This is a genomic window from Enterobacter cloacae complex sp. 397G4, from assembly GCF_050031515.1.
Taxonomy (GTDB): Bacteria; Pseudomonadota; Gammaproteobacteria; order Enterobacterales; family Enterobacteriaceae; genus Enterobacter; species Enterobacter hormaechei_C.
In genome coordinates this window covers 2,206,369-2,220,414 of sequence record NZ_JBLGWE010000001.1, presented here as the reverse complement: position 1 = coordinate 2,220,414, position 14,046 = coordinate 2,206,369, and the positions used below count along the sequence as shown (strand labels likewise).

The 14,046-nt window shown below is 56.4% G+C and carries 13 protein-coding genes; 8 read left to right on the top strand and 5 right to left on the bottom strand.

Annotated features, from left to right (window positions below; translation table 11 throughout):
• Window positions 1-15 precede the first annotated feature (15 nt).
• Genes pqqA through pqqF form a run of 6 tightly spaced genes read left to right on the top strand, consistent with a single transcriptional unit; the run spans window position 16 to window position 5,510 of the window.
• On the top strand, window positions 16-87 hold the full coding sequence (gene pqqA / locus ACQG1Y_RS10800; protein ID WP_002905689.1) for a pyrroloquinoline quinone precursor peptide PqqA: 72 nt from the start codon (window positions 16-18) through the stop codon (window positions 85-87).
• 55 nt (window positions 88-142) lie between these two features.
• On the top strand, window positions 143-1,060 hold the full coding sequence (gene pqqB, locus ACQG1Y_RS10795) for a pyrroloquinoline quinone biosynthesis protein PqqB (protein ID WP_077580108.1): 918 nt from the start codon (window positions 143-145) through the stop codon (window positions 1,058-1,060).
• Between the two features lie 2 nt (window positions 1,061-1,062).
• The gene (gene pqqC, locus ACQG1Y_RS10790) at window positions 1,063-1,818 is read left to right on the top strand and encodes a pyrroloquinoline-quinone synthase PqqC (RefSeq protein WP_003857506.1); all 756 of its coding nucleotides are present in this window, start codon (window positions 1,063-1,065) and stop codon (window positions 1,816-1,818) included.
• A 2-nt stretch (window positions 1,819-1,820) separates the two neighbouring features.
• Entirely contained in the window at window positions 1,821-2,099 is a 279-nt protein-coding gene (pqqD, locus tag ACQG1Y_RS10785; RefSeq protein WP_003857508.1) for a pyrroloquinoline quinone biosynthesis peptide chaperone PqqD, read from the top strand.
• Window positions 2,086-3,228 (top strand): pyrroloquinoline quinone biosynthesis protein PqqE, encoded by a 1,143-nt coding sequence (gene pqqE, locus ACQG1Y_RS10780; protein WP_022651046.1) that lies wholly within the window; start codon window positions 2,086-2,088, stop codon window positions 3,226-3,228. Before pqqD ends, pqqE begins: the two co-directional genes overlap by 14 nt.
• Window positions 3,229-3,233: 5 nt before the next feature.
• Entirely contained in the window at window positions 3,234-5,510 is a 2,277-nt protein-coding gene (pqqF, locus tag ACQG1Y_RS10775) for a pyrroloquinoline quinone biosynthesis protein PqqF (RefSeq protein ID WP_203453327.1), read from the top strand.
• A gap of 87 nt (window positions 5,511-5,597) precedes the next feature.
• Here the strand turns inward: pqqF and ACQG1Y_RS10770 are convergent, their stop codons facing one another.
• Window positions 5,598-8,027, bottom strand: a complete 2,430-nt coding sequence (locus tag ACQG1Y_RS10770; protein ID WP_368740891.1) for a glucose/quinate/shikimate family membrane-bound PQQ-dependent dehydrogenase — start codon at window positions 8,025-8,027, stop codon at window positions 5,598-5,600.
• A 346-nt stretch (window positions 8,028-8,373) separates the two neighbouring features.
• Entirely contained in the window at window positions 8,374-8,793 is a 420-nt protein-coding gene (locus ACQG1Y_RS10765) for a translesion error-prone DNA polymerase V autoproteolytic subunit (protein ID WP_003857514.1), read from the bottom strand.
• A gap of 325 nt (window positions 8,794-9,118) precedes the next feature.
• Here ACQG1Y_RS10765 and ACQG1Y_RS10760 point away from each other — a divergent pair, with 325 nt between their 5' ends.
• Entirely contained in the window at window positions 9,119-9,319 is a 201-nt protein-coding gene (locus ACQG1Y_RS10760; protein WP_003857516.1) for a hypothetical protein, read from the top strand.
• A 46-nt stretch (window positions 9,320-9,365) separates the two neighbouring features.
• Here ACQG1Y_RS10760 and ACQG1Y_RS10755 read toward each other — a convergent pair whose 3' ends face one another.
• Window positions 9,366-10,232 carry an aldo/keto reductase family oxidoreductase gene (locus tag ACQG1Y_RS10755; protein WP_368740892.1) on the bottom strand — a complete coding sequence of 289 codons (867 nt, stop codon included), beginning with the start codon at window positions 10,230-10,232 and terminating at the stop codon, window positions 9,366-9,368.
• A 145-nt stretch (window positions 10,233-10,377) separates the two neighbouring features.
• Here ACQG1Y_RS10755 and tcp point away from each other — a divergent pair, with 145 nt between their 5' ends.
• Complete coding sequence (tcp, locus tag ACQG1Y_RS10750; protein WP_017384568.1) at window positions 10,378-12,039, top strand: methyl-accepting chemotaxis citrate transducer; 1,662 nt, start codon at window positions 10,378-10,380, stop codon at window positions 12,037-12,039.
• A 32-nt stretch (window positions 12,040-12,071) separates the two neighbouring features.
• Here the strand turns inward: tcp and smrA are convergent, their stop codons facing one another.
• Window positions 12,072-12,635 (bottom strand): DNA endonuclease SmrA, encoded by a 564-nt coding sequence (gene smrA / locus ACQG1Y_RS10745; protein WP_015570640.1) that lies wholly within the window; start codon window positions 12,633-12,635, stop codon window positions 12,072-12,074.
• Window positions 12,636-12,985: 350 nt separating this feature from the next.
• Window positions 12,986-13,891, bottom strand: a complete 906-nt coding sequence (locus ACQG1Y_RS10740; protein WP_003857524.1) for a LysR family transcriptional regulator — start codon at window positions 13,889-13,891, stop codon at window positions 12,986-12,988.
• Window positions 13,892-14,046 lie beyond the last annotated feature (155 nt).

Sequence of the window (14,046 nt, the reverse complement as noted above, 5' to 3'; positions counted from 1 at the left end):
AAAGAGGAAAAAACGATGTGGAAGAAACCTGCTTTTATTGATTTACGTCTTGGCCTGGAAGTGACCCTGTACATTTCCAACCGCTAATCGCTCTGCCCGCCATCCGTGCGGGCATTTTTGTTTGACTACCTGGCCCATCTTCATGTTTATTAAAGTCCTCGGTTCCGCCGCTGGCGGTGGTTTCCCCCAGTGGAACTGTAACTGCGCCAACTGTCAGGGTTTGCGCGACGGTACCCTTCAGGCGACCCCTCGCACCCAGTCGTCGATCATCGTCAGCGATAACGGCAAAGAGTGGGTGCTGTGTAACGCCTCCCCCGATATCAGCCAGCAGATTGCCCATACGCCAGAACTGAATAAGAAAGAGGTTCTGCGCGGCACGCATATTGGCGGCATTATTCTCACCGATAGCCAGATTGACCACACCACCGGGCTGCTCAGCCTGCGCGAAGGGTGCCCGCATCAGGTATGGTGTACGCCGGAGGTGCATGAAGATCTTTCCAGCGGATTCCCGATTTTTACCATGCTCCGGCACTGGAACGGTGGCCTGATTCACCACCCGATCGCGCCGCTCAACGCCTTTAGCGTGGAAGCCTGCCCTGATTTGCAGTTTACCGCTGTCCCCATCGCCAGTAACGCACCGCCCTATTCGCCGTGGCGCGACCGCCCGCTGCCGGGGCATAACGTGGCGCTGTTTATCGAAAACCGCCGCAACGGTCAGACGCTGTTCTACGCACCGGGTCTCGGTGAACCCGATGACACCATCCTGCCGTGGCTTAAAAAAGCGGACTGTCTGCTGATTGACGGCACCGTCTGGCAGGACGATGAACTCCAGGCCACCGGCGTCGGACGCAATACCGGCCGCGACATGGGCCATCTGGCGCTCGGCGATGAACACGGCATGATGGCGCTGCTGGCCTCGCTGCCGGCAAAGCGCAAGATTCTGATCCACATTAATAACACCAACCCGATCCTTAACGAGCAGTCGCCGCAGCGTCACGCCCTTGCGCAGCAGGGAATAGAAGTGAGCTGGGACGGGATGAACATCACGCTTCAGGACTAACTATGCACATTCGCGAAACGCTCTCACCGCAAGAGTTTGAGCACGCCCTCCGGGCGAAAGGCGCCTACTATCATATTCACCATCCGTACCATATCGCGATGCATAACGGCGAGGCCAGCCGCGAGCAGATCCAGGGCTGGGTGGCGAACCGGTTTTACTACCAGACGACGATCCCGCTGAAAGACGCGGCAATTATGGCGAACTGCCCGGATCCGCACACGCGTCGCAAATGGGTGCAGCGGATCCTCGATCACGACGGCAGCAACGGTCATGACGGCGGTATCGAAGCCTGGCTACAGCTGGGCGAAGCCGTGGGGCTCAGCCGCGAGGACTTAATCAGCGAACGCCACGTGTTGCCCGGCGTCCGTTTCGCCGTCGACGCTTACGTTAACTTCGCCCGCCGCGCCAACTGGCAGGAGGCGGCATGCAGCTCGCTCACCGAACTGTTCGCCCCGCAAATCCATCAGTCGCGTCTCGACAGCTGGCCACAGCACTACCCGTGGATCAAAGAGGAAGGCTATTTTTATTTCCGCAGCCGCCTCAGCCAGGCCAGCCGCGACGTTGAACACGGTCTGGAGCTGGCGAAGCGTTACTGCGATAGCGCGGAAAAGCAGAATCGGATGCTGGAGATCCTTCAGTTCAAACTCGATATCCTGTGGTCGATGCTCGACGCGATGACCATGGCCTACGCGCTACAGCGTCCGCCTTATCACACGGTCACCGACAAAGCGGCCTGGCACACAACCCGACTGGTATAAGCATGCAAAAAAACTCCATCGTCGCCTTTCGTCGCGGCTATCGCCTGCAATGGGAAGCCGCTCAGGACAGCCATGTCATCCTCTATCCGGAAGGCATGGCCAAACTCAATGAGACCGCGGCCGCGATCCTCGAACTGGTCGATGGCCAACGCGACGCGGCGGCCATCATTGCCATACTCAACGAACGGTTCCCGGAAGCCGGCGGCGTGGATGACGACGTCGTAGAATTCCTGCAAATCGCTTATCAACAGAAGTGGATTATTTTCCGTGAGCCAGAATAAACCCGCCGTCAATCCACCGCTGTGGCTGCTGGCGGAGCTGACCTATCGCTGTCCGCTACAGTGTCCTTACTGCTCTAACCCGCTGGACTTCGCCCGGCAGGATCAGGAGCTGACCACCGAACAGTGGATTGAGGTTTTCCGCCAGGCGCGGGCGATGGGCAGCGTGCAGATAGGTTTTTCCGGCGGCGAACCGTTGACGCGTAAAGATCTGCCGGAGCTGATCCGCGCCGCCCGCGATCTCGGTTTTTATACCAACCTGATCACCTCGGGAATTGGCCTGACGGAAAGCAAGCTCGACGCGTTCAGCGAGGCCGGTCTGGACCATATCCAGATTAGCTTCCAGGCCAGCGATGAAGTGCTCAACGCTGCGCTGGCGGGGAATAAAAAAGCCTTCCAGCAGAAGCTGGCGATGGCCAAAGCGGTCAAAGCCCGTGATTACCCGATGGTGCTGAATTTCGTCCTGCACCGGCATAATATCGATCAGATCGATAAAATCATCGAGCTGTGCATCGAACTGGACGCCGACGATGTCGAACTTGCCACCTGCCAGTTCTACGGTTGGGCATTCCTTAATCGTCAGGGGCTTCTGCCGACGCGGGAACAGATCGCCCGCGCGGAACGCGTGGTTGCCGAATATCGGCAAAAAATGGCCGCCAGCGGCAATCTGACCAACCTGCTGTTCGTCACCCCCGATTATTACGAAGAGCGGCCAAAAGGCTGTATGGGCGGCTGGGGGTCGATTTTCCTCAGCGTGACCCCGGAAGGCACGGCGCTGCCCTGCCACAGCGCGCGCCAGCTGCCGGTGGATTTCCCGTCGGTGCTTGAACAGAGCCTGGAATCCATCTGGTATGACTCTTTCGGCTTCAACCGCTATCGCGGGTTTGACTGGATGCCAGAGCCGTGCCGCTCCTGCGATGAAAAGGAGAAGGACTTCGGCGGCTGCCGCTGCCAGGCCTTTATGCTCACCGGGAATGCGGATAACGCCGATCCGGTGTGCAGCAAATCGCCGCATCATCATAAAATCCTCGAGGCGCGCCGCGAAGCAGCCTGTAGTGATATGAAGATCGGTCAGCTTCAGTTCCGCAACCGTACCCGTTCTCAGCTTATCTATAAAACCCGGGAACTGTAACGATAATGACCACCCGCATCGTGGAACTGGCAGGCGGTTTGCGCGCAACGCTGGTGCATCAGCCGCAGGCGACACGCGCGGCGGCGCTGGCGCGCGTGAGTGCCGGAAGCCATCACGAGCCACCGCGCTTCGCCGGTCTGGCGCATTTGCTTGAGCACCTGCTGTTCCGCGGTAGCCAGCGCTATCAGGGCGATGATCGACTCATGGCCTGGGTCCAGCGCCAGGGCGGCAGCGTCAATGCCACCACGCTGGCTCGCCATAGCGCTTTTTTCTTCGACGTTGCCGCCGATAACCTGTCCTACGGCGTCGCGCGGCTGCGGGATATGTTGCAGGCGCCGCTGCTTTCACCGCATGACATACAGCGCGAAGTGGCGGTCATTGATGCGGAAAACCGGCTCATCCAGCAACATGATTCCGCCAGGCGCGAAGCGGCGGCGCGCCACGCGATGGAAGAACCCGCGGTTTTTCGCCGTTTTCAGGTGGGTAGCAAGGAGTCTCTCGGGCAGGACCCGGGATCGCTGCAAACCGCGTTGCTCGACTTTCATCGTCGCTATTATGTGGCCGGACACCTGCAATTGTGGCTGCAAGGGCCGCAAACGCTGGATGCGCTGGCCGAGCTTGCCCATATGTTTGCGTCAGATTTTGCGTCAGGAGGCATGCCTGAAACCGCTCCCCCGTTGCGTCTTAGCGCTGAAGCAGATTATCAGCTGGCGGTAACAGAGCGACCCGCACTGTGGCGTTGTCCGTTAATCCGAAAAAGTGACAACGTCACTTTATTTCGGGAGTTTTTACTGGACGACGCCCCCGGAAGCCTGATTGCCGGGCTACGGGCGCGTGGACTGGCAGAAGAGGTAGCCCTGAACTGGCTTTATCAGGATGACGATTACGGCTGGGTGGCGCTAACGGTTGATAGCGAACGGCCCGAGGACATTGACCCGCATATTACCCACTGGCTACGGGCGCTACAGCAAACGACGGATGAGCAGCAGCGGCATTATTATCGGCTGGCACAGCAGCGTTTCAGCGCCCTGCCGACGCTGGAGCAGCTGCGCCAGCGGGCATTTGGTTTTGCGCCCGGCGCGGCGCCCGTAGGTTTTTCCGCCTTCTGTGCTGACTTACTGGCGGTGCCAGTCTCGTATCTGGCCTGCAAAAAAATGGAAACCGCTGAAATTATTGCCAGCCAGGGTTTTGCCCTGCCGCTTAGCCATTGGCGTCGCCAGCCGGTTGCAGATGATAGCCCCATCGCGTTTTCCTTCTACCCGCAGACTGCCAGGTATGCTGCGCCAGCCCCGACGTCAGAAGCCGCTCCACTGCTGCATTTGTCGGCGCAGACACAACCGCCGACGCTGATCCTGCGCAGGCCTTTTTATTCGCGCGTGGAACAGGCTCACGGGGTGGCGATGGGCAAGCAGTTACGCCCTCTTCTTGCTGAACTGCGCCATATCGACGGCAGCGGCGAGTGGCAAACGGTTGACGGTAGCTGGCAGCTCACCCTGCGGCTTCCTGACGCCATGGTGACGGCGGAACCCATCATCGGGGCGATAATCGATCGCCTCTCCCACCCCGCACCTGCTATTACGCCAGCGCCAGAAGGCATTGCCATCCGTGAGCTGCTTCAGCAATTGCCTGAACGTCTGGCATCGGACCCGCCACGGGACGGCTGGCTGGCGGCGTTAGTTGGCGGCAGCGCCGGACACGCGCACGGGTTAGCCCGGCAGCTTGGCCTGCTCCGGGTGCCGGTTAACGCTAAGCCGTTGCCGTTAAGCGGTTGTCCCGGCGGGATCGAACACATCCCGCACGCCAGCGCGGATTCGGCGCTGCTGGTGTTTATTCCCCTGCCGCCGGGCGCGTCGCTCGCCGCGCTGCGGCTGCTGGCGTTATGCTGCGAACCGCAATTTTTCCAGCGCCTGCGCGTGGAACAGCAGATTGGCTACGTGGTCAGCTGTCGTTATCAGCGTATTGCCGATCGCGATGGCCTGTTGCTGGCGTTACAGTCGCCTGACCGTTCTCCCGTGAACCTGTTGGGTTGCTGCAAACGATTTTTGCGTGAGCTGACGCCGTGCGATGAGGCAGCGTTCAGCATGTTGCGACAGCAGCTGGCGACGCAGATCCGCTCACCGATGGATGCCAGCGCCTCGGCAGTGGCCGCCCTGCGCCAGCGCTATGGTTTGCCGGTGTTAACGCCGCAGGCTATTGATGCCCTGCAACCTGACGAGATAGTCGCGCTATGGCGCGAGATGACTCGCCGTCGCCGACGCTGGCGGGTGCTTTTCACGGGCTGACCGGAACCGGCGCTTTCTTCCTGTGCGTAGTTTTTAGTCAAAAAAAAAGCCCCGTACTACGACGGGGCCGGGCTGCTTATTTCGCTGTTATTTATCCAGCGCGTAGGCAATCACGTAGTCACCACGATCCGGCGACTGGCGTGCACCGCCGGCAGAGATCAGAATGTACTGTTTGCCGGTTTTCGGTGATACATAGCTGACAGGTCCGCCCTGGCTACCCACCGGGAGACGCGCTTTCCACACTTCTTCCCCCGTGGAGGAATCAAAGGCGCGCAGGTAGTAATCCTGGGTTCCCGCAATGAAGACCAGACCGCCCTGCGTGGCCAGCGTACCGCCCAGCGTCGGCATACCGACAGGCATTGGCATGCGCATTTTTATCCCAAACGGACCGGTATCCTGAACGGTACCGACCGGCACCTGCCAGACGATTTTCTGCGTTTTCAGGTCAATTGCGGAGAGGGAGCCAAACGGTGGTTTCTGGCACGGAATGCCCAGCGGTGACATGAAACGGTTTTTGTTGACCGAATACGGCGTTCCTTTCATCGGAACGGCGCCCATCCCGGCGTTCACGGCTTCACCGCCCGTGTTTGCCACCGCGCTCTGCGGATCTTGTTTAATCAGCTGGACCCACAGACCCAGACGCATGTCGTTGACGAAGATGTACTGGTTGTTCGGATCGGTGGACAAGCTGCCCCAGTTCATTCCCCCCAGCGAGCCCGGGAAGCTCAGGGAAATATCGGTTCCCGGCATCGTGTACAGACCGTCATAACGCATTGATTTGAAGCTGATACGGCAGGCCAGCTGGTCAAACGGCGTCGCCCCCCACATATCCGATTCTTTCAGGGTTTCCGCGCCAATCTGCGGCATTCCCACAGAGCGCGGCTGCGTTGCCGGGTACTGTTCACGTGGAATATCCGCTGGTTTTACCGGAACCTCTTTCACTTCAGTGAGCGGTTTACCCGTCAGGCGATCAAGAACGTAAATTTGCCCCGCTTTGGTGCCCACCACCACCGCGGGCTTGTTGCCCTCTTTCGTCGGGAAATCAACCAGGCTCGGCTGCATCGGGATATCGAAATCCCAGAGGTCGTTATGCACGGTCTGGTATACCCACTTCTCTTTCCCGGTAGTCGCATCCAGCGCGAGGATTGAGGTGGCGTATTTGTGATCTTCCGGAATACGGTCAGCGCCCCACAGGTCGACAGAGGAACTTCCCATCGGGATAAACACGGTATTCATCGACGCATCCCAGGACATAGGGGCCCAGGAGTTTGCAGAGCTACGTTTGTAGTGTTCGCCCGGCTTCAGAACATAGTTCGGATCCGGATTACGCGGGTCGAACGCCCAGCGCAGCTGGCCGGTGATCACGTCATAACCACGTATAACGCCTCCCGGCATATCGGTGCTGACGTTATCCGCAACGCGGCCGCCAACGACAACCGTCGTACCCGCCAGCGTCGGGGCCGACGTCAGCACGTACGTGGGATCTGGCGCGTCGCCCATCCCTTCATGCAGGTTAACGCTGCCGTTAGTACCGAAGTCCGGGCAGAACTTGCCGTTATCGGCGTCTAACGCGATCAGCTTACCGTCGATGGTGTTCATCAGGATACGGCGCTGGCATGCAGCGCCCGGTGCCACCTGCGCTGGCAGAACCGGTGTGGAGCCGGCTACCGTTGGCTGCGCCAGCGGTTTGGTGGCATCGAAGTACGCCAGGCCACGGCAGCGCATCCAGATTGCAGACTTGGCGTTGATTTCCGCTTTCCAGATCTCTTTCCCGCTATCGGCATCCACGGCGATCACGTTGTTATGCGGCGTACAGAGGAAGACACGATCGCCAACCTGTAGCGGCGTTTGCTGATCTTCTGCGCCATTGCCGTCCGGACTTTCCGGTACGTCACCGGTATGGTAGGTCCAGACCGGTTTCAGGTTTTTCACGTTGTCACGGGTTATCTGGTCCAGCGCCACAAAGCGACTACCGCCAGCCGTATTACCGTAGTGATCCCAGTTCTGCTGTTTCGCATCATCTTTTACCGGCACCAGCGGGCGTTTTTCACCGCTAAACGGCACGGTCGGATGGGGTTGAAACATCTGAACAAAGGTGACGCCCATGGCGACAATAAGGACCGCGCAGACCCCCAGGGCCCCTTTTGCGCAGGACGGTTTTCCTTCACGTTTACGCAATGCAGGCCAGGTGGCGGCTGCCAGCACCATCAGCCCGGCGGGTACCATTAAACGGGAAACCAGCGGCCAGAAGTCGAGCCCGGCATCGAAAAATGCCCAAATCAGGGTGCCAAGAAACACCAGGGCAAACAGCCCCACGGCAGAGGACTTGCGGCGGAAGAACTGAATCGCAGAGAGCAGAGTGATAACCCCGGCGATGAGAAAATACCAACTCCCCCCCAGGGAAACCAGTTTAAAACCGCCGATGGCAAAAAAGAGCCCCGTTACAAGAAGTATCACACCCACCAGCAGGCACCACGGGCCTAACCAGCCGGATGGGCGGGGATTATTGTCTGACATAAAAATGAATCTCCTGATTACTTTATAACAGCAGGGTTTTATTGACTGCCACGATGCTAAAACCCTGCATAACATCAATTGTTCGTGTGCGAATCATAAATTAAAATTATAATGTAGACAAAATGTATTCTGTCGGAAGAAAAGAAAACTCACTAAAGTGCAGGAACATAACAAAATAAAAAAATGGGATATCACTCTGTAATTCGCCAATACCAGAATATTTAACCAGTCAGTTCCGGCTTATGCGATGAATATCAGGTTTGCCGACAAGACAGCCCCGATAACGTAAGATTTTTGCATGATGAGAATTAACTTATTGCCTATTAATTAAGCTTCACAAACACGATCAGCTCGCGGATTTCACGATATACGTCACTACACCAAAGATATCGAGCGTATCGTCGCTGCCGACAATAATCGGTGAATAGGCGCTGTTCATGGGGTTGAGTTGAATATTGGGACGCAACTGGAGGCGCTTCACGGTAAATTCGCCCTCTACCGCCGCAATCACGATATCGCCATGCTCAGGCTTGCGGGAACTGTCCACCACCAGCAAATCACCGTTATTGATCCCCCCTTCTATCATCGAGTCACCGGCGGCTTTGACAAAGTAAGTGGAGCTGGGATGGGCGACTAATAACTCGTTTAAATCGATACGCCGCTCTACATAATCCGCTGCCGGGCTGGGGAAGCCGCACTGTACTAAGTCGCTGAAAAGTGGAATAGCAACGATTTCACGCAACTCTGCGGGTCTGAAAAAGATCATGATAAATACCTCCATACTGTTTTTATATACAGTAGTTTTAACTGAGGTATCGATCAAGCCATGTCAGCGTAAGCGGCTGGCTACGCCTTAACCGCTTCGCTTATAACCCCCTATAGCAATGAAGATTATTTGCTTTGTAAATTTTTACGTATGGGCAAGCTTAACGCGTCATAAAACATCACTATCAAATCACTTACTAATGACTTCTAAATACACAAAACACAACTTAGCCTCACTGAACAATCACTATCCATTGACTTTCTATTTAGACTGGCGCATATTTTACAGCACAAATTAACAAGACAATTTTTGGAGGACGTTTTCTATGCCCGCCCGTGATTATCCCGATAAGCGTGTTGCTCGCGGTGTCGCAAAGGAGGCCGAACTCAGGATGTTAAGCGCGCGCATCGATCCTGCGCTGATGGAGTACATCCGCATTACTGCGTATGAAACACGGAAAAGTAAGCAGGAAATCGTGGCGGAAGCATTAGCGCTTCACCGCCAAAGAAGTCAGATTGGATCATAAACAGCAAAAGCCCGAAAAATCCTCCGGGCTTTTGCTGCCATCGGGATTACCCCACCAGCGAATTTAACGTCTCCAGCGCCTCAGGCGGCAATACCAGATCGGCTGCCGCCAGGTTTTCACGCAGATGCGCCACCGACGAGGTTCCCGGGATCAAGAGGATATTTGGCGAGCGTTGCAGCAGCCATGCCAGCGCCACCTGCATCGGCGTCGCGCCCAGTGAATCCGCCACCGCCTGTAGTCCGGAAGATTGCAGTGGCGTGAAACCTCCCAGCGGGAAGAACGGCACCCAGGCAATCCCCTGCTGCGCCAGCGAATCGACCAGCGCATCGTCACCGCGATTCACAACGTTGTACATGTTCTGTACACACACCACGGAAACCATCTTCTGCGCTTCAGCGACCTGCGAAGCGGTGACGTTGCTCAGCCCAATATGGCGAACCAGCCCCTGCTGTTGCAGCTCCGCAAGGGTGCTCAGCGGCGCGGCAATCGAGCCTTCCGCCGGTCCGTGGGTGCTAAACATGATCCGCAGGTTAACCACGTCCAGCACATCCCGCTTCAGGTTACGCAGGTTGTCATGCACCGCCTGCGTCAGCTCCTGCGCGGAAAACGCCGGCAGCCAGGAGGCATCCTCGCCGCGTCGGGCTCCGATCTTGGTCACAATCGTAAGGTCGTCCCGGTACGGATGAAGCGCCTCGCAGATAAGCTGGTTGGTCACATGAGGTCCGTAAAAATCGCTGGTATCAATGTGATTCACACCCGACGCCACCGCTTCACGCAGCACCGCCAGCGCCGCATTTTTGTCTTTTGGCTGACCAAAAACGCCAGGCCCGGCAAGCTGCATCGCGCCATAGCCAAATCGTTTAACCGTACGCGTTCCGAGCGTGAACGTTCCGCTTTTATCTATGCTGCTCATGCTGACCTTCCTCATAAAAAATGATCCGGATTTACAACAGGTTCCGCAACGAAACCATTAGTTAAGCAATAGTAAAATTAAAGTTTAAATTCGCTACGACGATAGTATTGATGTAACCCTGCCTCTTCTCTTACGGATGACCGCCATGCTGAAAAATCTGCACGTGATTACCGGTATTATCTTTGCCCTCACCATATTCTGTCTGCTGCAAGTTGTCACGGGAGGGTTGTTCTACTCTGCCGTTAACAACGATCGTCACAACTTTCAGAATTCCGGGTTACTCAATGCCCAACAGGAGAGCCTGAGCGACAGCGTGAACACGCTGGTGAAAACGCGCGTTACCGTCACCCGCGTGGCGATCCGCTACCTGAAAAACCAGCGCGATCCGGCCTCTCTCGCAGCAATCAACACGCTGTTGGGCACCGCGAACGGTTCGCTGACCAAAGCCGAAGACTATTACAAAAACTGGCAGGCGATTTCGCAGGTGAAGGGCCAGAATGCCGCGCTCACCGAAGAGATGCAGAAAGCCTGGAAGCAAATGCACGAGGTGATGCGCTTGTCCATTGAGTATCTGCGCGCCGATAACTATCAGGCCTATGGCGACCTGGACGCCCAGCAGGCGCAGGATGAGATGGAGGCGGTCTATACCCGCTGGCGCGCTGAAAACAACGTGCTGCTGAAAGCCGCCGCCGAAGAGAATCAGAGCAGCTTTACCCAGATGCAGTGGACGCTGGCGGCGATCTTCCTGACTGTGATCGCCGTGCTGGTGGTGATCTGGCAGGGTTTACAGCACCTGCTCCTGAAACCGCTCAACGCCATCATGAACCATATTCGCACCATCGCGAGCGGCGATCTGACGCAAAATGTCGCGATTACCGGGCGCAACGAGATGGGCCAGCTGGCTGCTGGTCTGCACGAGATGCAGCAGTCGCTGGTGAGCACCGTCAGCGCCGTGCGCGGCAGCACCGATTCGATCTACACGGGCGCAGGAGAAATTGCCGCCGGGAGTAACGACCTTTCCGCGCGAACCGAGCAGCAGGCAGCCTCGCTGGAAGAGACCGCCGCCAGTATGGAAGAGCTGACTGCCACGGTGAAACAGAACTCGGATAACGCCCGTCAGGCGACGCTGCTGGCGAAGAATGCGTCTGAAACCGCCGCTCGCGGCGGTCAGGTGGTGGATAACGTGGTGCGTACCATGAATGACATTGCCGACAGTTCTCAGCAAATTGCGCATATCACCGGCGTTATCGATAGCATTGCCTTCCAGACCAACATTCTGGCGCTCAACGCGGCGGTTGAAGCCGCCCGTGCCGGGGAACAAGGTCGCGGCTTTGCGGTCGTGGCAGGTGAAGTACGGACGCTGGCCAGCCGCAGCGCGCAGGCGGCAAAAGAGATCAAAGGGCTTATCGAGAACTCTGTCAGCCGGGTGAATACCGGCTCGGAACAGGTGAGCGAGGCGGGTGCGACCATGAAAGAGATCGTCGCGGCCGTGACGCGCGTAACCGATATTATGGCTGAGATTTCCTCGGCGTCTGACGAGCAGAGCCGCGGTATAGAGCAGGTCAGCCTGGCGGTCTCGCAGATGGACAGCGTCACGCAGCAAAACGCCGCGCTGGTACAGGAGTCGGCAACGGCGGCGGCAGCGCTGGAAGATCAGTCTGAACAGCTGCGTCAGGCCGTGGCGGCATTCCGGCTGAACGCTCAGGCATCGCTGGCGGCTCGCCCTAAAAACGTGAAAACGCCCGTACTGCTGCGCCCGTCAGCGGCAGGCGCGAATACAGCTGACGCGAACTGGGAAACCTTCTGAGTGACAGGCGGGCATCTCGCCCGCCCTCCTGATTAGCGGCTGCGCTTGGCGTGGCGCTCCCAGTTATCTCGCTTCGCATCCTCTGACTTACGCAACGAGACATAGCATGCTCCGCTGCCGCCGTGATGCGGCTGCGCTTCGCAAAAGGCCTGTACTTCATCGAACTCGGTCAGCCAGCGCGCAAGATAGCTGCGCACCACGTTAGGATGCGACTGCTGTTCACGCCCTTTACCATGCACGATGATCAGGTTGCGTAGCCCGTCACGTCCGGCCTGGCGAATAAAGGAATAGACCAGCTGGCGGCATTGCTCCGCAGGCTGGCGTAACAGCGTTAAGCTGGCCTGACGGGAATATTTGCCGGAACGCAGCTTATCAAATACCCCCTGCTGTACCCCTTCGCGCTGGTACATGAGCGGCTCGGCAAGGGGCAACAGTTCCAGAAACCCCAGCGTCAGAAAGTTATCGAGCTGCTCAGTATCTATTTCCTGACGCGCCCGCGTATTGCGGCTCTGCTGCCAGTGAATATCCGCGCAGCGTTTGAGCGGCTGGACATCCTCCATGGCGTCAAGAAAAAGTGATTTGTCGTCAGGGTTCATGGAAATCCTCCGGCTACATCTGAGTGATGTACTATACCTGCGCCCGTTGCGGGTCTCAATCATCCAGGCACGGGTTCAAATAATGGCTTAAGGAACAGATAATCGCAGACGCAATAAATTTAATCTAACCTTAACTTAAATTTCAGCCGTAATTAATTAAATAATTTACGTTAAAAAATCGTGAAATCAATCACTCAACGTCCTTCTCTTTTAAGAAAAAGCTGTTATAACTTAATAAACCTGCCCAATGGATAATGCATGTAGGATCCGCGAAAGGACGCACGACTGTGTGTACTGTGGAGTCTGTCTGATGTCGGGCAGACTCTATTTTTTTATTGTTGTTATTTTGATTAAATTAATTTCCTGGCTTCCCTTCGAAACTGCGTGATTAATGATTCGGCAAGCGGTGTCTGGCGAGAATCACGACGCTGAATTAAATAATATGCTGCTTTAGGCAGGGTTTCGACAACCGGCAGCATTATCAGACGGTGCGCCAGAAGCGGATCGCAGCCCAGCTCCTGCGGTAAAATGCTGATGAAATCGCTTTGTGCGACGAGGCTAATACAGGAGGAAAAGGTCTCACAGACAACGCCAATTCGCGGTATTTGAGAGCGATGGTTAAAAGTATCCTGCAACTGCTTATAATAACTTCCCCGGGGCGTAGGCATCGTCCAGTTATATTGCAAAAGCTCATTAATTGAGGTCGCCCCTGTCGCCGGATGCCCTGCCCGACAAAATACAGCAAAAGGCTTTTCGAACAGCTTTTCAAACGTAAATTCGTGATCGTACGGCCCCTGATAATAGGTATTGATGGTAAAGTCCAGCTCACCCTGACGTAATTCATTAATCATCGACACCAGCTGGCCTTCCATAATCCGTACGTTGACCTGAGGATGCTGCGCATGAAAACGCGTAATGACGGCCGGCATCAGGCTGCGTGAAATACTGGCCCCCATCCCAATATTGATCTGCCCGGCAAGCTCGCCCTGTCGCTGGCGGATGTCATCCTGCGCTGCACGCAGCTCTTCCAGAATCAAATTAGCGCGGTGATAAAACCCTTCCCCGCACTCGGTCAGCGCGACGCCTTTACTCCGGCGCACAAACAGCTGGGCCGCCATACCCTCCTCCAGCTCTTTAATGGATTTGGTCAGCGCCGGCTGGGAAAGATTTAACGTCCTGCTGGCACCGCGAATGCTGCCCTGACGCGCCACTTCAACAAACGCCCGGATTTGATGAAATTTAATCTGAAATGACATAGCTCAACCGATAACCGTTGTTTATCAGAGTAAAGAAACTGTCATCTACTTTAATGGAAAGGGATATGCGAGGGTAATTTCTGAACGGTTAAAACTGTGAAAAAACGGTTAGTGATAAGTAAAAACTATCACAACGTGAAGCAGTTCACATTTTT